The sequence below is a fragment of the Pseudomonas sp. 14A genome, assembly GCF_018132745.1.
Lineage (GTDB): Bacteria > Pseudomonadota > Gammaproteobacteria > Pseudomonadales > Pseudomonadaceae > Aquipseudomonas > Aquipseudomonas mercuritolerans.
The window spans coordinates 157814-175525 of record NZ_JAGRQJ010000003.1 but is presented as its reverse complement, the minus strand read 5'-3'; the positions used below and the strand labels follow the sequence as shown (position 1 = coordinate 175525).

Genomic DNA, 17712 nt, shown 5'->3' with positions numbered 1-17712 from the left:
GCTCCTCAGGAATGCGCTTGAGACAAATTGCCAGTGGCTTCATTGCCGCCCTTGGCTGGCGGCTCTTTCAAGACCACACGCTTGATCGGGCCGACGATCACCAGATAGCTGAACACCGCGACCAGTGCGTTGGCGCCGACAAACACCAGCGCCCACTTGAACGAGCCAGTGGAGCTGATGATGTAGCCAATGACGATCGGCGTGGTGATCGAAGCGATGTTGCCAAAGGTGTTGAACAGGCCACCGCTCAGACCGGCGATCTGTTTCGGCGAAGTGTCGGAGACCACCGCCCAGCCCAGTGCGCCAACGCCTTTGCCGAAGAATGCCAGAGCCATGAAGCCCACGACCATCCATTCCACTTCAACATAGTTGCACGCGACGATGCTGCTCGACACCAGCAGGCCGGCGATGATCGGCGCCTTGCGGGCGAAGGTCAGTGAATGGCCCTTGCGCAGCAGGTAATCGGAAATCACCCCGCCGAGCACGCCGCCGATAAAGCCGCAGATCGCCGGCAACGAAGCGATGAAACCGGCCTTGAGAATGGTCATGCCACGCTCTTGCACCAGATACACCGGGAACCAGGTCAGGAAGAAATAGGTGATGCCGTTGATGCAGTACTGGCCCAGATACACGCCAAGCATCATGCGGTTGGTCAGCAGCTGACGGATGTAATCCCACTTCGGACCGTCGGACTTCTTGCCCTTCTGATCCATGTCGACCATGCCGCCGTTGTCAGCGATGTGCTTGAACTCGGCCTCGTTGACCCGTGGGTGTTCGCGCGGGCTGTAGATGACTTTCAGCCACACCAGCGAGAACACGATACCGAGGATACCCATGACGATGAACACGTGCTCCCAGCCGAAGCTGTAGACGATCCAGCCCATCAACGGCGCGAACAGCACGGTGGCAAAGTATTGCGCCGAGTTGAAGATCGCCGAAGCGGTGCCGCGTTCAGCGGTCGGGAACCACGCCGCCACGATGCGCGCGTTGCCGGGGAACGATGGCGCTTCGGCCAGGCCCACCAGAAAGCGCAACATGAACAGCGCAACCACTGCCGTGGACATGCCGAATTCACCGACAAAGCCTTGCAGCACGGTGAACAGCGACCAGGTGAAAATGCTCAGGGCATAGACTTTTTTCGAGCCGAAGCGATCGAGCAGCCAGCCACCGGGAATTTGCCCGGCGACGTAGGCCCAACCGAATGCGGAGAAGATGTAGCCGAGGGTAACGGCGTCGATGCCAAGATCCTTTTGCAGGCTGGAGCCGGCAATGGCGATCGTGGCACGGTCGGCGTAGTTGATCGTGGTCACCAGAAACAGCATGAGCAGGATCAAATAGCGGACGTGAGTCGGCTTGGAGGATTGCATGCAGATGTACTCCCACTGATTATTTTTATGCGGGGTGAAGCTTCTTTGGTCTTGCATCTATTCCCTGTAGGAGCTGCCGAAGGCTCGGGCCGCGATCGGACGATCTTTTGATCCTGATCTTAAAAACAGGATCAAAAGATCGCAGCCTTCGGCAGCTCCTACAGGAGTATTGCGGGTATCAGGAGCCTACGTAGGCGGTTTTCACCACGGTGTAGAACTCTTGTGCATAGCGGCCCTGCTCACGGGAGCCGTAGGACGAGCCTTTACGCCCGCCGAACGGTACGTGGTAATCCACACCGGCGGTCGGCAGATTGACCATCACCATCCCGGCCTGGGAGTGGCGCTTGAAGTGGTTGGCGTACTTCAGCGACGTGGTGGCGATGCCGGCCGACAAGCCGAATTCGGTGTCGTTGGCCATTGCCAGCGCAGCCTCGTAATCGGCCACACGAACAATGTTGGCCACCGGGCCGAAGATCTCTTCGCGGCTGATGCGCATCGACGCTTCGCTGTCGGCAAACAGGGTTGGCGCGAGGAAGTAGCCTTCGGTATCGCACGTCACCACACCGCCGCCGCTGACCAGACGTGCACCTTCGGACTGGCCGATGTCGATGTACTTCATGTCCTGTTCAAGCTGCGCTTGGGAAACCACCGGACCGATGTCGGTGCCGGCCTTCAGCGCGTGGCCGACCTTGATCGACTTCATGCGCTCGGCCATCGCTTCAACGAACTTGTCGTGAATGCCGGCGGTGACGATCAGACGGCTCGACGCTGTGCAGCGCTGGCCGGTGGAGTAGAACGCGCTCTGCACCGACAGCTCGACCGCTTGCTTGAGGTCGGCGTCGTCGAGAATGATCTGCGGGTTCTTGCCGCCCATTTCCAGCTGCACCTTGGCCTGGCGCGAAACGCAGTTGACCGCGATCTGACGACCCACGCCCACCGAACCGGTGAAGCTGATGCCGTCGACTTTCGGGCTGTTGACCAACGCCTCGCCAACCACGCGACCGCTGCCCATTACCAGGTTGAACACACCGGCCGGGAAGCCCGCGCGGGAGATGATTTCCGCCAGCGCCCAGGCGCAGCCCGGCACCAGATCGGCAGGCTTGAGCACGACGCAGTTGCCGTAGGCCAGGGCCGGGGCGATTTTCCACGCCGGGATGGCGATCGGGAAGTTCCACGGGGTGATCAGACCGACCACGCCCAGCGCTTCGCGAGTGACTTCGACGTTGACGCCCGGGCGTACCGACGGCACATAGTCACCGGACAGGCGCAGGCATTCGCCGGCGAAGAACTTGAAAATATTGCCGGCGCGGGTCACTTCACCGATCGCTTCCGGCAGGGTCTTGCCCTCTTCACGGGCCAACAGCGTGCCGAGCTCTTCGCGACGGGCGAGGATCTCGCTGCCGACTTTATCCAGCGAATCGTGACGGGCCTGAATGCCCGAAGTGGAGTACGCCGGGAACGCAGCGCGAGCAGCGTCGATGGCGGCGTTGACCTGGGTCAGGTCAGCCTTGGCGTAGTCGCCGATGGTGTCGCTGAGTTCGGACGGGTTGATGTTGGCCGAGTAATCGGCACCGGCGACCCATTCGCCATTGATGTAGTTGTCGTAGCGTTTTGCAGTTGTCACAGGGCAGCCCTCAACTCTAAAAGCCTTCACGCAAAAAGCCGCTGATTGCTCAGCGGCCTCGCTTTTCTCGTTTATTGCGCGCCTTGCTTGTCGATCAGCGCGGCGAGCATTTCGTACTCTTCGCCGGTCAGGTCGGTCAGCGGCGCACGCACCGGACCTGCGTCATAGCCGGCGATTTTTGCACCTGCCTTGACGATGCTCACGGCGTAACCGGCCTTGCGGTTGCGGATGTCCAGGTACGGCAGGAAGAAGTCGTCGATGATCTTGCCGACGGTGGCGTGATCTTCGCGAGCGATCGCGTGGTAGAAGTCCATCGCGGTTTTCGGGATGAAGTTGAACACCGCCGAGGAGTAGACCGGCACGCCCAACGCCTTGTAGGCAGCGGCGTAGACTTCAGCGGTCGGCAGACCACCGAGGTAGCTGAAGCGATCACCGAGGCGGCGACGGATCGACACCATCAACTCGATATCGCCCAGGCCATCCTTGTAGCCGATCAGGTTCGGGCAGCGCTCGGCCAGACGTTCCAGCAGCGGCGCGTTGAGGCGGCAAACGTTGCGGTTGTAGACGACCACGCCGATCTTCACCGATTTGCACACGGCTTCAACGTGGGCGGCAACACCGTCCTGGCTCGCTTCAGTCAGGTAGTGCGGCAGCAGCAACAGGCCCTTGGCGCCCAGACGCTCGGCTTCCTGAGCGTATTCAATGGCCTGGCGGGTCGAACCACCGACGCCGGCGAGGATCGGCACGCTGGTTGCGCAGGTGTCGACGGCAGTCTTGATGATTTCCGAATACTCGCTGGCGGCCAGGGAGAAGAACTCACCGGTCCCGCCGGCGGCGAACAGAGCCGAAGCGCCATACGGAGCCAGCCATTCCAGGCGTTTGATGTAGCCCGCGCGGTTGAAATCGCCCTGCGCGTTGAAATCGGTCACCGGGAAAGACAGCAGGCCGGCAGAGAGGATGGACTTCAGTTCTTGTGGATTCATTATTCGAACACCCTGGTAGCAACGTTTTATTGTGAGTGGACCGTTCAGCCTTCGCCGAAGTTGTAGGTCATCGTACAACTTAAAAAATAACCGTCAACTGCATTTCATCGTTGGCAGCGCTTTTTTGTCGGACAAGATTGGCTTTCGCGCTTAACGAAAAGGCTACGAGGCGCGTGCTTGACGTCTTCGATGGCTGAAATATCCGGTCTGGATTCGTTTAATTCTGAGGGGACCAGCGGCTCGTAAAGTACGTCGACTGCCACGAAGGATCGTGGCGAACCACTCAAAGGAAGCCGTTATGTCGATGCACTTTGCTGCCCCTACCCTCACCCACATCGCCCCCGCACAGGACGACTGCGTCACGCTTCAGCTCTCGCAATTGCCGGACATCCTCACCGTGCAGGTCCCGGACTCCAGCGATTTCGCAGCGAACTGGAGCGTCTACGCGATTCTCGGCAGCGATGGAGAAGAACCTGAATGGGAAGGTGATGAAGTGGACACTGGCGCCTGGGATGACGCCGAGGATGAAATGGAAAAGCTCTTCGACATCGAGGTGCAGCTGCCGAAAGAAGCATTGCAACCGTACCTGAACCGCGAGGTGGAACTGCGCTACAAGTTTCGGGATGAGTCGAGTATGGAGCCGTATTCGCAGGGGTTGAGGTTGCGGATCGAGGCGTGAACACGGCGTTTCTCATCACCATTTCACGTTTCCAGGCGCAGCCGCTTTGCGTGACGACCGTTGGTCGGGACTGGTATTTCTAACAGGTGCGCAAGAAGGGGCCTAACTGAGCTAATGACCGCAGGGGATAGCGAACCGGCTCCTATCGTAGCGCGTCATTACTACGGAATTAAAAGGTTTGATTAGGTATAAAAGGAATTTCAATCATGACTGCAAACCCAACAAACCTCGCCCCGCCTCAACTTCTCGAAGCCACCGTGCATGACGGGAAACTGACGCTTTACATCCATAATTTGGTTGACCCTGCTCACGGCAGCGTCGAGTCGTACCAAAATGTTATGGAGGGAGACAAGGTCATCTTCGAGGTGAGCACTTCCACAGGGAACCAAGATAAGCAGGAGCTCGAAGTAAAATCACCCACCGACGCCTCATTTGTATTCGTTATTGCGAAAAAAATCTTTGCAGAAAAATTTGAGCCGGGTGCCATCGCTACATTGAGCTATAGCGTGCAGAGATCATCTGGTAATACTGCACAGTCTGAAGAGCAGAAGGTTTATCTCGAACTCTGACAACATCACCCCTGCGCCTGCGCCTCTTCATGGGCCTGGCGCAGTCTTTCGCGGCTGTTCGTCAGGTGCAGACGCATCGCCGCACGCGCCGCATCGGAATCCTGGCGGGCAATCGCGTCGTAGATTTCTTCGTGCTCGCGGCTCAGGCGGCCCATGTAGTGCTGCTGATCATCATGGGCCAGGCGCGCCGAGTTCAGCCGCGTACGCGGAATGATGCTGGTGCCCAGGTGCGTCATGATGTCGGTGAAATAACGGTTGCCAGTGGACAGGGCAATTTCCAGGTGGAAAGCGAAGTCCGACGACACTGCATCGCTGGCATGCGAGGCGCTTTCGTTCAGAGCGTCGAGGGCGGCGCGCATGGTTGCCAGTTGTTCGGGGCTGCGGCGTTGCGCGGCGAGGCCGGCGGATTCGACTTCGAGGCTGATGCGCAATTCGAGAATCGCCAGCACATCACGCAGAGTGACAACGGTGGCCGGGTCGATGCGGAAACCGCTCGGGCTTGGCGTGTCGAGGACGAACGTGCCGATGCCGTGGCGGGTTTCCACCTGGCCGGCGGCCTGCAGACGGGAAATCGCCTCGCGCACCACGGTGCGGCTGACACCATGGGCTTCCATGATCGCGGACTCGGTGGGCAACTTGTCGCCACGCTTGAGCAGGCCATCGCGGATCTGCTCGCTCAACACCGTCACCAATTCCTGGGCGAGGCTGCGGCGCTTGCGGGGGAGGCGCGGGGTGTCGATCAGCTTTTCCATGGTCTGCATCTTGTCTCGAAAGTTCGGCTTGGCGCCATCATAGCTCAAGCGAGTTGTACGATCACCGGGCAGATCACATTACCCCACTGTGGGAGCGAGCCTGCTCGCGAAAGCGGTGGTTCAGACGACAGATTCGTCGACCGATATGGCCCCTTCGCGAGCAGGCTCGCTCCCACAGGTGAGTGTTCAGACAGTTATGGCCTGTTCGACCAGATGCCCGCTGTCGATCCGCACATGCCGTGGATGGAATCGTTTCAAACTGCTTCGGTGACCAACGCTGACAATGCTCAGCCCTGGAATCTCGTCGATCAACGCCTGATACAAGGTCGCCTCATCCTCTTCATCCATCGCCGAAGTGGCTTCGTCCATGTACAGCCATTGCGGTGCGTAAAGGAGCGCGCGGGCAAAGGCCAGGCGTTGCTGTTCACCCGGCGAGAGCATGCGCTGCCAGTGATTGGCTTCATCCAGCCGCCCGACCAGATGCGGCAAACGGCAGGTTTCCAGTACCTGTGCATAACGTTCCGGCGCATAGGTGTCGCCGGGTTGTGGATAACTCAGCGCTTCACGCAATGTGCCGATCGGCAGATAAGGCTTCTGCGGCAGGAACAGATAACGCGCCGCCGGCAAACGAATATTGCCGTGCCCCGCCGGCCACAAATGCCCCATCGCCCGCAACAACGTGGACTTGCCGCTGCCGGAACGGCCGCTGAGCATCACCCGCTCGCCCGGTTCAACAGTCATGCCGGCGTTGGTCAGCAGGTGACGACCATCGGCCAGATCGAGGCCGAGGTTGTGCACCTGCAACTCACTGCCCTGGTTCTGCACATTGATAGCGGGCACCCGCTCTTCGTTGTTGCTCATGGCATTGCGGAAACTCAGCAGACGATCGCAAGTGGCGCGCCACTCGGCCAGATCCTGGTAAGCACTGATGAACCAACTGAAGTTCTCTTGCACATTGCCGAACGCCGAGTTGATTTGCATCAGCTCACCCAGCTCGATCTTGCCGCTGAAATACCGTGGCGCCGCAACAATGAACGGGAAAATAATCGCGATCTGCCCATAGCCCGAAGTGAAGAATGTCAGACGCTTGGACACCCGCATGATGTCCCAGAAGTTGTGCCAGACCAGGCCGAAACGATTGCTCAAGCGGCGGTTCTCATTCGGCTCGCCGTTGTAGAGGGCGATGCTTTCTGCATTTTCACGAACCCGCACCATCGAAAAACGCAGGTCAGCTTCGAAACGCTGCTGGTTGTTGTTCAAGCCGATAAGGCGTCTGCCGATCAGATGGGTCAGCCAACTGCCGACCGCCGCATAGACCAGTGCACACCAGAACATGTAGCCGGGAATAGTGAAACCGAACACCTCGATGCTCCCGGAGACGCCCCACAGGATGATCGAAAAGGACACCAGACTGACGATCGTGCGGATCAACCCCAAGCCAAGGGCCAAGGTGTTCGCGGTGAATTTATTGAGGTCTTCGGAGATGCGCTGGTCCGGGTTATCGGTATAACCGCCCTGCTCCAGCTGGTAGTAATTCTTGTGTTCAAGCCAACGGGTGAAGTGTTTTTCGGTCAGCCACGCCCGCCAGCGGATGGTCAGCATCTGCGTCAGATACTGCCGGTAAACCGCGGCGAGAATCGCCACGGCGGCGATACCGCAGAAGTACAGAATCAACTGCCAGAACGCCGCCTCATCCTTTTTCTGCAAGGCGTTGTAGAAATCCTTGTACCAACTGTTCAACCACACCGCGATCCATACGCTGAACAGCGTCAGCGCGATCACGGCAATCAGCAACGTCCAGGCCTTGCCCTTCTCTTCGCTGCGCCAGTAAGGCGTGGTCATCGCCCAGACTTTGCGAAAAAACTGCCCGCGCACAGCATCGTTGACCGCGGAATATTCAGCGTTCTGATTCATGGATAAGGCTCGATAGTAAAAAGAACGGACACGCGCCGATCATAGATGATCGGCGCGATTTATCGCGAGGGCTGGCGATAGTCGTTCAGCGCAGGTTCAGCGACGCACCGGGCGCTTCTGCAGTTTGCGCTGCAAGGTGCGGCGGTGCATGCCCAGCGCGCGGGCCGTGGCGGAAATGTTGCCTTCGTGCTCGGTGAGCACGCGCTGGATGTGCTCCCATTGCAGGCGGTCGACCGACATCGGGTTTTCCGGCACCAGACTGTCGAGGTCGGCGTGCTCGGACAGCAGCGCGGCCAGCACGTCGTCGGCATCGGCTGGTTTGCACAGGTAGTTGCAGGCGCCACGCTTGATCGCCTCCACCGCCGTGGCAATGCTCGAATAACCGGTGAGGATCACCACGCGCATTTCCGGATCGAGTTCCAGCAGCTTGGGCAGCAGGACCAGACCGGAATCGCCGTCCATTTTCAGGTCCAGCGCGGCATAGTCAGGCAGATCGGCCTGGGCGATGGTCAGGCCTTCTTCCGCAGAACCGGCAGTGCTGACGCGAAAGCCGCGGCGGGCCATGGCGCGGGCCATGACGCGGGTGAAGGTCGCGTCGTCGTCGACCAGCAGCAGATGCGGCAGTTCTTCGCCTTCGACTTGGATTTCGTCACTCATGTTGGTCTCCTCGGGCGCCGTGGGGCAGGCGCAGCTCGGTGAGCGTGCCGCCTTCCTCATGACTATAGAGTTTCACTGAGCCGCCGGCGCGTGTCACGCTGGCCTTGCTCAAAAACAGGCCCAGGCCGAAACCTTTGCCCTTGGTGGTAAAAAACGGCTTGCCGATCTGCTCGGCGATGGCCAGCGGCACACCCGCGCCGTGGTCGCGAATGCTGATGGTCAAAGTCTCTGCGTCCCAGTCCAGCGTCACCTGGAGATTTTCCGGGCAGGCGTCAGCGGCGTTATTGAGCAGATTCAGCAAAGCCTGGGTCAGATCCGGCGGCGGCGCCATGCGCGGCACCGCCCCCTGGCCGAGACGCTGGAAGCGGTAACTGGCCTCCGGGCGCATCAGGTGCCAACGGTTCAACGCCTCGTCGAGCCAGTCGGTAACGTCCTGCATCTCGACCGCCAGACGCCGGTTGGCCTCAGCGGCGCGGACCAGTTGCTGCAAGGTTTCCTTGCACAGCTTGACCTGATCCTGCAGCACTTTCAGATCATCCTGCAGCAACGCATCGGGGTGATCCTGCTGCATTTCCTTGAGCAACACGCTCATGGTCGCCAGCGGCGTACCCAACTCATGCGCCGCACCGGCGGCCTGGGTCGCAACGGCGAGCAACTGCTGATCGCGCAGCCCCTCCTCCCGACGGATCGCGCGCAGTTCTTCCTGCCGGCGCAGCTCTTCAGCCATGCGCGCGGCGAAGAAGGTAATCACCGCAGCGGCCAGGGCAAAGCTCAGCCACATGCCGTAGATCTGCAGATTCTCACGGGCGACCGGCAGGGTTTCCAGCGGATAGAAACGCGTCAACATTACCGTGTAAAGCGCCAGCGCGATGCCCGACAGAATCACCGAATAACGCCACGGCAGCGTCACCGCCGCGATGGTCAGCGGCACCAGATAATAAGAAACGAAGGGGTTGGTCGAGCCGCCGGAGAAATACAGCAGCGCACTGTGAATCACCAGATCGCAGGCCAGTTGCAGCGCGTATTCAAGCTCGGTCACCGGCCACGATGTGCGCAGGCGCACGGCAGTGAACACGCAGAGCAGAATCGAACAGCCCAGGGTCATCGCCAATTGCACCCACGGCAACGGCAACAATTGCAGCCAGTAGGCCAGGCCCACGGACCCGGCCTGCGCGGCGAGCACCAGGGTGCGGATGAAAGTCAGCCGCCAGAGGTTCTGGCGAGTGGCGGAAGTCAGTTGTACGGGGGCGAGCATGAGCTCTCCTGATGAGCGCTCCAGGCGGATCGCACGGAGTATAACCAACGTGCGGGGTTCAGAGGCGAAAGTGCGGCAAACGACCACAGGAGAGCAGCTGCAAGTTGCAAGCTTCAAGCGGCAAGCAAGATCAAAAGCGCCGCAGTTCTTGCTCTTGCCTTTACTTGCAGCTTGAAGCTTGCAACTTGCAGCTGCTTTATAGAGTCTGATGGTTCACGCAGCGCCCTCTGCGCCTCACTCAAGGAGCCTTCATGCACACATTTCGCCGCAGCGCCGCCCTCCTCGCTCTGACCGTCGGCAGCGTCGCCAGCCTCCCGGCGCTGGCCGCCGATGAGCTGCACTACAACCAGATTTCCCTGCGCGCCGAAGTCAGCCAGGAAGTGGCCCGCGACCAGATGATCGTGACGCTCTATACCGAAGAGCAGAACACCGACCCGGCCAAACTCGCCGCCGCCATCAGCACCACCATGAACAAGGCCACCGCCCAGGCCAAACAAGTCAAAGACATCACCCTGCGCACGGGCAGCCGCAACAGCTATCCGATCTACGACACCAAAGGCCAGAAGATCACCGGCTGGCGCGAACGCGCCGAACTGCGCCTGGAAAGCACCGACTTCGCCGCCCTGTCCAAACTCACCGGCGAGTTGCTGACCGAGCTGAAAATGGGTGGCATGGACTTCGCCATCGCCGATCCAACGCGCAAGGCCAGCGAAGACCAGTTGCTCAAAGAAGCCGTCACCGCCTTCAAGACCCGCGCGCAACTGGCCACCGACGCCCTGGGCGGCAAGGGTTACAAAATCGTCAACCTGAACCTCAACACCAACGGTTACCCACAACCGTACCTGCGCGCGCCGATGATGATGAAAGCCGCGGCCATGGATTCCGCGCCAGTCACGCCGGAAGTCGAAGCCGGCACCAGCCAGGTCAGCATGACCGCCGATGGCTCGATTGAAGTGTTGATGCAGTGATTTGAGCTTGGCTGAATGAAAGACCGGCAATCAGTAAATGGTTGCCGTTTTTTTTGTGTCCGGGTTTTGTAGTGAATGATCCACCGCTTCGCGAGCAGGCTCGCTCCCACAGGTTGAACGCATTTGAATGTGGGAGCGAGCCTGCTCGCGAAGAACGATGACGCGATCTCAAGCGTGCGGATCAACCCGATCCAGCGCCCGATTCACCGCCAGCTCCGCCAGCATAATGATCTGCTGAATCGCCAGCGCCGTATTGCGCTGCGGACGACCAAGCTGATCGGCGAAATCGCTGGCCAGCGTATTGGCTGAAGCAAGGGACTCACAGGCGTGAGCCAGCAGGCTTTCGGTGTCGATGTCGGGCCGGATCTGAAACATCGTGCCGGGTGGATGGGGTTTGCCGGGGGGCGGGCAGAGATAGAAATCGAGGGCACGCTTGATGGCTTCGCGGTTCTTCGCGAGATCGTCGGCACGCAGCGCGGCTTCGAGGGGTGTTGAGGTTTCTTCGGGTGGGTCGGGGACTGGTTTGGTCATGCGCTTCACCTATGAGGTTGAGCCATCTCGATGCCGTTTCTCACACGGCGAAGAGGTGGCAGCTTTGTGCGGGGTGAGAAAACCGGTCATAGGCACCCGGCCGGACATAAGCCCGCCCGCACAGAGCCGCCATAACGCATTTGCAGGCAGCAAATTTGCTGGCGGCAATTATGCGGATCTGGGCACTGAATGACTATGAATGTCGGGTTCTCACACCCGATCGCTGAACAACCAGCGACGACCCAAGCCTAGAGAGCGGACGTCCGACGGACAACCTGAAAACCTTGTGGGAAGGTTCTGGCTGTTTCGCATCGAATTTAAACAGCCAAAAAGCAAACCCTCACCCTAACCCTCTCCCAGAGGGAGAGGGGACTGAACGAGGTGTTTGGGGGAGATACGCCAACGTGAAATTCCGAGTTGAACTCAGGATTTGAAAAGCACACAAATCAGCCCCCTCTCCTCGGGGAGAGGGCTGGGGTGAGGGGCAAATCCACAACAAAAATAACGCCGAACACCCGCTCTTCACCACTCAATAGGCCGAGTGTCAGCTCGCCTGCTCTTGATGTTGATCTTGATCCACCGGCGACGTCGGAAGGCTGAGTGGAGGGATTGATCCGGGCGTGGGAGCGCAGCGACCGTTCGACGAAGTCGAACACAGCGGAAGGAGGTGCAGCGAAGCAAACCGGAGCCGCTGCGCCCGGATCAGTCCCGGAGCGAAGGAACCCGAGCCTGCGAGGGCCGAACGTAGGAGCAAGCCTTTTGGGTTACCTTTTTGGCGTTTGAAAAAGGTGACCCGCCGTAAGGGCGGAACCGCAATCCGCAACACCCGCAGAAACGGATATACACCCAAAACCCAAGAGCCTGGTCGGCCCAAAGGCCGCCAAGGTGCCACCAATCGAAACACCCAGTTGCACCAAGTAAAACTCCCCAATCCCTGCCCCAATCCACCCCACCCTAAGCCACCCCAAAAACCCCTCAACCCCGCCCATCCCCAAGGGTATAAATAAGTAACACCAAGCCCCACCCAAGCGCACCCGACACCTCCAGCGCACCAATTCAGTGCCCCGAATGCACCGCAAAAACCACCCGCAAACGGTCAAATGCGTCAAAAGTTATACGGATGCGACATTAAGGTACGTTCGTGCCACCGTTTAACGCCGCCGACCGCTCTGGATCTTGCATTGGGTATGGGGCCTGCATAAGTATCCGCAGGCACGACTCACGAGGTCGTACCTCACAACTAAAAAATGACAACAAATCATGAGGCCAACATGCTTAAACACGCGGTCATTCCGTTTCTAGTCGGCGCAGGCTTGTTAGCCTCCGCACCTTTCGCCACCGCTGCGACTAACCTGGTGTTCTGCTCCGAAGGGAGCCCGGCCGGTTTTGATCCAGGCCAGTACACCACCGGAACCGACTTCGACGCCTCAGCCGAAACCATGTTCAACCGCCTGACCCAGTTCGAGCGCGGCGGCACCGCCGTGATTCCTGGCCTGGCGACCAAGTGGGACATTTCCGATGATGGCCTGACCTACACCTTCCACCTGCGCGAAGGCGTCAAGTTCCACACCACCCCGTATTTCAAGCCGACTCGTGAATTCAACGCCGACGACGTGCTGTTTACCTTCAATCGCATGATCAACAAGGACGACCCGTTCCGTAAGGCCTACCCGACCGAATTCCCGTACTTCACCGACATGGGGATGGACACCAACATCACCAAGATCGATAAAGTCGACGACCACACCGTCAAGTTCACCCTGAAAGAAGTCGACGCCGCGTTCATCCAGAACATGGCCATGAGCTTCGCGTCCGTGCAGTCCGCCGAATACGCGGCCCAACTGCTCAAGGATGGCAAAGCCGCCGACATCAACCAGAAGCCGATCGGCACCGGCCCGTTTGTGTTCAAGAGCTACCAGAAAGACTCGAACATCCGTTACACCGGCAACAAGGATTACTGGAAACCTGAAGACGTGAAGATCGACAACCTGATCTTCGCCATCACCACCGACCCGTCGGTGCGTATTCAGAAGCTGAAAAAGAACGAGTGCCAGGTCACCCTGTTCCCGCGTCCGGCCGATCTGAAAGCGCTGAAAGAAGACAAGTCTCTGAAGATGCCGGATCAGGCCGGCTTTAACCTCGGCTACATCGCTTACAACGTGATGGACAAGGTCAAGGGCAGCAACGAGGCCAACCCACTGGCTGACCTGCGCGTGCGTCAGGCGCTGGACATGGCCGTGAACAAGCCGCAGATCATCGACTCGGTTTACCAGGGCGCGGGCCAACTGGCCGTCAACGCCATGCCGCCGACCCAGTGGTCCTACGACACCACCATCAAGGATGCCAAGTACGACCCTGAGAAAGCCAAACAGCTGCTCAAGGAAGCCGGCGTCAAGGAAGGTACCGAGATCGTCCTGTGGGCGATGCCGGTGCAGCGTCCGTACAACCCGAACGCCAAACTGATGGCTGAAATGCTCCAGTCCGACTGGGCCAAGATCGGCTTGAAAGTGAAGATCACCAGCTACGAGTGGGGCGAGTACATCAAGCGTTCCAAAGGTGGCGAGAACCAGGCCATGATCATTGGCTGGAGCGGTGACAATGGTGATCCGGACAACTGGCTCAACGTTCTGTTCGGCTGCGACTCGCTGAGCGGCAACAACTTCTCCAAGTGGTGCGACAAGAAGTTCGACGGCCTGGTGAAAGAAGCCAAACGCACTACCGACCAGGGCAAGCGCACCGAGCTGTACAAACAGGCGCAACACGTCCTCAAAGATGCAGTTCCAATGACACCTATCGCTCACTCGACGGTGTATCAACCCATGCGCGCCAACGTGCAGGATTTCAAGATCAGCCCATTTGGCCTGAATTCCTTCTACGGCGTCAGCGTCAGCAAGTAAGACATTGCAACGGCGGCGTTTCTGACGTCGCCGTTGCTTTATCTACCGGGAAAAAAGGAAAAGGCCTACACCCAAATCCGCCGCAGATGATTGCTTCGGTATAGGCGCGTCGACTTTTCCTACGAGCATTAAGGCAATTACGTATTTACTGCCAGAGGCACGGTGCCTACCGTCGCGTACTGACCAGTGTCTGCGTGGGCCACCGGTTTTGCCGTACGTATTGGATTGAGCTCAATGCGACCAGAAAGTCCCGGGATAGGGACCCTGATGCATTGCACAACACTAAAAAGAGGGAGCGTCATGCGCCATACCTTGATTTTTTCCGCACTGTTGGGCGCCGGCCTGTTGGCCGCCACGTCTGCAAGCTACGCCGCCAGCGACAGCCTGGTGTTTTGCTCGGAAGGCAGCCCGGCGGGTTTCGATACCGCGCAGTACACGACGGCCACCGACAACGACGCCGCCGAGCCGCTGTACAACCGCCTCGTCGAGTTTGAAAAAGGCGCGACCAATGTCGTACCGGGCCTGGCGACCAAGTGGGACATTTCCGAAGATGGCCTGAAATACACCTTTCACCTGCGTGAAGGCGTGAAATTTCATACAACCCCTTACTTCAAGCCGAGCCGCGATTTCAACGCTGACGATGTCGTGTTCACGTTCACTCGCATGCTCGATGCGCAACAGCCGTTCCGCAAGGCCTACCCCACCGAGTTTCCGTACTTCAACGGGATGAGCCTGAACAAGAACATCGCCAAGGTCGAGAAGACCGGGCCGCTGACCGTGGAGTTCACGCTCAACAGCGTCGACGCCGCGTTCATCCAGAACATCGCGATGAGCTTCGCTTCGATTCTGTCTGCCGAATACGCCGACAAGCTGCTGGCCGACGGCAAGCCGAGCGACATCAACCAGAAGCCGATCGGCACCGGGCCGTTCGTATTCAAGAGCTACCAGAAAGACTCGAACATCCGCTATACCGGCAACCCGCAGTACTGGGATCCGAGCCGGGTCAAGCTGAAGAACCTGATTTTTGCGATCAACACCGACGCTTCGGTACGCGTGCAGAAGCTCAAGGCCAACGAGTGCCAGATCACCCTGCACCCGCGGCCTGCCGATGTTGAAGCACTGAAGGCCGACCCGAAACTGCAACTGATTTCCAAGCCGGGCTTCAACCTCGGCTACATCGCCTACAACGTGCGCCACAAGCCGTTCGATCAACTCGAAGTGCGTCAGGCACTGGACATGGCGGTGAATAAACAGGGAATTCTCAACGCTGTTTATCAAGGCGCCGGCCAACTGGCCGTCAACGCCATGCCACCGACCCAGTGGTCCTACGACGACACCATCAAGGACGCCGCCTACAACCCGGAAAAAGCCAAGGAACTGCTCAAGGCTGCCGGTGTGAAAGAAGGCACCGAGATCACCCTGTGGGCAATGCCGGTGCAGCGTCCATACAACCCGAACGCCAAGCTGATGGCCGAAATGCTCCAGTCCGACTGGGCCAAGATCGGTCTGAAAGTGAAGATCGTCAGCTACGAATGGGGCGAGTACATCAAGCGCACCAAGAACGGCGAGCACGACGTCAGCCTGATCGGCTGGACCGGTGACAACGGGGACCCGGACAACTGGCTGGGCACGCTGTACAGCTGTGACGCCATCGGCGGCAACAACTATTCGATGTGGTGCGACCCGGCGTACGACAAGCTGATCAAACAGGCCAAGGTCGTCACCGACCGCGACCAGCGCACCGAGCTTTATAAACAGGCCCAGCAATTGCTTAAACAGCAAGTGCCGATCACGCCTGTCGCCCACTCGACGGTCAACCAGCCGTTAAGCACCCGGGTCGAAGGGTTCAAAGTCAGCCCGTTCGGCCGCAACGTGTTCTCGGGTGTCAGTATCGATTAAACCAACCGATTAGCCGCAATGCTGAGGGGAGCCGTCTACTCCCCTCACGCAAGCGCTTTGCCGAAATTCGCCAATCCGGCTTTTTGCAAACGTTTGCGATGTGTGAACGAGTTCTAAACCAATAACCGGCATACCAAAAAAAGCCGGGATAAAAAGAAAGTAAAGGAGCTTCACCCATGAAACTGAGCAGCACCGCGATACTGGCCCTGGCCATCAGCAGCATCACTGCTACCGCGTACGCCGAACCTGCAAGTCAGGAGTTCGTCCCTACCACGTTGGCCGGCAGCAGCGCCCAAAGCGAGGCCAAAGGCTTTATCGATGGACAAAGCCTGGGCGGTACAACTCGTAACTGGTACGCCAACGAACTGAAGCGTCGTGATGACCGTTTCAGCTACGTGAAAAACAGCGACAAGAATACTTCGCCATTGGTCAAGACGCCGACTGCGCGTCGCATCAACTGGGTGCAAGGCACCATCGTCAACTACACCTCGGGCTTCACCCAAGGCACCGTGGGCGTGAGCACCGAAGTCGCCGCTTACAACGCAATCGTGCTCGACCGTGATCGCAAGGACATCGCCGGCGGGTCCAACCGTACTCTGGCGGATTCCGACGGCGACGCCGTTGACCAGTGGAGCAAACTGGGTCTGGCCAACGTCAAGTTCCGCGTGTCGAACACGACCCTGACTGCCGGCCGCCAGAACTTCAGCACGCCGATCGTTGATGTCATCGGCAACCGTCCGCTGCCTTCGAGCTTTGAAGGTATCAGCCTGCACAGCGAGGAATTCAACAACCTGTCGTTCGACCTGGGCGGTTTCGACCGAGTATCGCCGCGTACCGAGCAGAGCCTGTCGAAATTCCGCACCGAGTATTCGCAAACGGGCGTGGAAACCGACAAGGTCTACACCGCAGGCGTGAACTACCAGCCGCTGAAAAGCCTGAAAACCAGTCTCTATGTGGCCAACGTCGAAGATTTCTGGAACCAGTACTACTTCGGTGGCACCCACGAACTGGGTGACAGCCAGGTGCTGAGCCTGACCACCGGTCTGAACTACTACAAGACCGTCGACGAAGGCAAAAAGCTGATGGGCAACATCGATAACGATACCTACTCGCTGTCGCTGGGTCTGACTCACCAGGCCCACAGCCTGACGTTCTCGTATCAGGAAGTTAACGGTAACGAGTACTTCGACTACCTGCACGAAACCAACGGCATCTACCTGGCCAACTCCCTGCTGTCGGACTTCAACGGTCCGAACGAGAAGTCGTTCCAGATTGCCTACGGCATCAACATGGCCGAATACGGCGTACCTGGCCTGAAGTTCAATATCTACCAGGCACGCGGTTGGGGCATCGACGGTACTCACTACCGCGGCACCGCCTACACCGATCCGGGCGCCAAGCGCGGCGACCTGAGCCTGATGGATGGCGAGTCTCACTATGAATACGGTGTCGGGGCTTCCTACGCTGTGCAAAGCGGCCCGCTCAAAGCCACTGCAATTCGCGCGACGTACACCACTCACCGCGCCAGCGAGCATCAGGCTGACGGCAACATCAACGAGTTCCGTCTCGTGACCACCATCCCGTTCAACATTCTGTAAAAACGCCAGCCGACGGCTG

At 58.9% G+C, this 17712-nt stretch carries 14 protein-coding genes; 6 read left to right on the top strand and 8 right to left on the bottom strand.

Going from position 1 to position 17712, the window contains the following annotated elements:
- Positions 1-5 precede the first annotated feature (5 nt).
- The 3 genes from PS14A_RS03420 to kdgD form a co-directional block, all read right to left on the bottom strand.
- A complete protein-coding gene (locus PS14A_RS03420) occupies positions 6-1367 on the bottom strand; it encodes an MFS transporter (protein ID WP_051600602.1) in 1362 nt (453 codons plus the stop codon).
- Between the two features lie 178 nt (positions 1368-1545).
- Positions 1546-2991: an aldehyde dehydrogenase family protein gene (locus tag PS14A_RS03415; RefSeq protein WP_137215508.1), complete on the bottom strand. Its 1446-nt coding sequence runs from the start codon at positions 2989-2991 to the stop codon at positions 1546-1548.
- Between the two features lie 71 nt (positions 2992-3062).
- The gene (gene kdgD / locus PS14A_RS03410; protein WP_016771708.1) at positions 3063-3974 is read right to left on the bottom strand and encodes a 5-dehydro-4-deoxyglucarate dehydratase; all 912 of its coding nucleotides are present in this window, start codon (positions 3972-3974) and stop codon (positions 3063-3065) included.
- A gap of 298 nt (positions 3975-4272) precedes the next feature.
- Between kdgD and PS14A_RS03405 the strand changes: the two genes are divergently transcribed.
- The gene (locus tag PS14A_RS03405; protein ID WP_130911318.1) at positions 4273-4653 is read left to right on the top strand and encodes a hypothetical protein; all 381 of its coding nucleotides are present in this window, start codon (positions 4273-4275) and stop codon (positions 4651-4653) included.
- Between the two features lie 206 nt (positions 4654-4859).
- Complete coding sequence (locus tag PS14A_RS03400; protein WP_212615314.1) at positions 4860-5222, top strand: hypothetical protein; 363 nt, start codon at positions 4860-4862, stop codon at positions 5220-5222.
- A 5-nt stretch (positions 5223-5227) separates the two neighbouring features.
- Here the strand turns inward: PS14A_RS03400 and PS14A_RS03395 are convergent, their stop codons facing one another.
- From PS14A_RS03395 to PS14A_RS03380, 4 genes are all read right to left on the bottom strand, one after another.
- Positions 5228-5974 carry a FadR/GntR family transcriptional regulator gene (locus tag PS14A_RS03395; protein ID WP_024011597.1) on the bottom strand — a complete coding sequence of 249 codons (747 nt, stop codon included), beginning with the start codon at positions 5972-5974 and terminating at the stop codon, positions 5228-5230.
- 186 nt (positions 5975-6160) lie between these two features.
- On the bottom strand, positions 6161-7888 hold the full coding sequence (locus PS14A_RS03390; protein ID WP_212615313.1) for an ABC transporter ATP-binding protein/permease: 1728 nt from the start codon (positions 7886-7888) through the stop codon (positions 6161-6163).
- A gap of 96 nt (positions 7889-7984) precedes the next feature.
- Positions 7985-8545 (bottom strand): response regulator transcription factor, encoded by a 561-nt coding sequence (locus PS14A_RS03385; RefSeq protein WP_003221630.1) that lies wholly within the window; start codon positions 8543-8545, stop codon positions 7985-7987.
- Positions 8538-9800, bottom strand: coding sequence for an ATP-binding protein (locus tag PS14A_RS03380; protein ID WP_212615312.1), 1263 nt, complete (start codon positions 9798-9800; stop codon positions 8538-8540). Before PS14A_RS03380 ends, PS14A_RS03385 begins: the two co-directional genes overlap by 8 nt.
- A gap of 251 nt (positions 9801-10051) precedes the next feature.
- Between PS14A_RS03380 and PS14A_RS03375 the strand changes: the two genes are divergently transcribed.
- Positions 10052-10768 (top strand): SIMPL domain-containing protein, encoded by a 717-nt coding sequence (locus tag PS14A_RS03375; RefSeq protein ID WP_212615311.1) that lies wholly within the window; start codon positions 10052-10054, stop codon positions 10766-10768.
- A gap of 168 nt (positions 10769-10936) precedes the next feature.
- Here the strand turns inward: PS14A_RS03375 and PS14A_RS03370 are convergent, their stop codons facing one another.
- A complete protein-coding gene (locus PS14A_RS03370) occupies positions 10937-11299 on the bottom strand; it encodes a DUF6124 family protein (RefSeq protein WP_137215512.1) in 363 nt (120 codons plus the stop codon).
- 1271 nt (positions 11300-12570) lie between these two features.
- On the opposite strand from PS14A_RS03370, the gene PS14A_RS03365 reads away from it, so the two are divergent.
- The 3 genes from PS14A_RS03365 (at position 12571) to PS14A_RS03355 (ending at position 17693) form a co-directional block, all read left to right on the top strand.
- On the top strand, positions 12571-14196 hold the full coding sequence (locus PS14A_RS03365) for an ABC transporter substrate-binding protein (RefSeq protein WP_016771716.1): 1626 nt from the start codon (positions 12571-12573) through the stop codon (positions 14194-14196).
- A gap of 300 nt (positions 14197-14496) precedes the next feature.
- Positions 14497-16095: an ABC transporter substrate-binding protein gene (locus PS14A_RS03360; protein ID WP_130911421.1), complete on the top strand. Its 1599-nt coding sequence runs from the start codon at positions 14497-14499 to the stop codon at positions 16093-16095.
- A 176-nt stretch (positions 16096-16271) separates the two neighbouring features.
- Positions 16272-17693 carry an OprD family porin gene (locus PS14A_RS03355; RefSeq protein WP_122699944.1) on the top strand — a complete coding sequence of 474 codons (1422 nt, stop codon included), beginning with the start codon at positions 16272-16274 and terminating at the stop codon, positions 17691-17693.
- Positions 17694-17712 lie beyond the last annotated feature (19 nt).

What these genes read in the sequence shown, in the direction of transcription:
- PS14A_RS03420 (WP_051600602.1), bottom strand. Translation starts at nt 1,367, where the DNA reads ATGCAATCCTCCAAGCCGACTCACGTCCGCTATTTGATCCTGCTCATG.
- kdgD (WP_016771708.1), bottom strand. Translation starts at nt 3,974, where the DNA reads ATGAATCCACAAGAACTGAAGTCCATCCTCTCTGCCGGCCTGCTGTCT.
- PS14A_RS03405 (WP_130911318.1), top strand. Translation starts at nt 4,273, where the DNA reads ATGTCGATGCACTTTGCTGCCCCTACCCTCACCCACATCGCCCCCGCA.
- PS14A_RS03400 (WP_212615314.1), top strand. Translation starts at nt 4,860, where the DNA reads ATGACTGCAAACCCAACAAACCTCGCCCCGCCTCAACTTCTCGAAGCC.
- PS14A_RS03395 (WP_024011597.1), bottom strand. Translation starts at nt 5,974, where the DNA reads ATGGAAAAGCTGATCGACACCCCGCGCCTCCCCCGCAAGCGCCGCAGC.
- PS14A_RS03390 (WP_212615313.1), bottom strand. Translation starts at nt 7,888, where the DNA reads ATGAATCAGAACGCTGAATATTCCGCGGTCAACGATGCTGTGCGCGGG.
- PS14A_RS03385 (WP_003221630.1), bottom strand. Translation starts at nt 8,545, where the DNA reads ATGAGTGACGAAATCCAAGTCGAAGGCGAAGAACTGCCGCATCTGCTG.
- PS14A_RS03380 (WP_212615312.1), bottom strand. Translation starts at nt 9,800, where the DNA reads ATGCTCGCCCCCGTACAACTGACTTCCGCCACTCGCCAGAACCTCTGG.
- PS14A_RS03375 (WP_212615311.1), top strand. Translation starts at nt 10,052, where the DNA reads ATGCACACATTTCGCCGCAGCGCCGCCCTCCTCGCTCTGACCGTCGGC.
- PS14A_RS03370 (WP_137215512.1), bottom strand. Translation starts at nt 11,299, where the DNA reads ATGACCAAACCAGTCCCCGACCCACCCGAAGAAACCTCAACACCCCTC.
- PS14A_RS03365 (WP_016771716.1), top strand. Translation starts at nt 12,571, where the DNA reads ATGCTTAAACACGCGGTCATTCCGTTTCTAGTCGGCGCAGGCTTGTTA.
- PS14A_RS03360 (WP_130911421.1), top strand. Translation starts at nt 14,497, where the DNA reads ATGCGCCATACCTTGATTTTTTCCGCACTGTTGGGCGCCGGCCTGTTG.
- PS14A_RS03355 (WP_122699944.1), top strand. Translation starts at nt 16,272, where the DNA reads ATGAAACTGAGCAGCACCGCGATACTGGCCCTGGCCATCAGCAGCATC.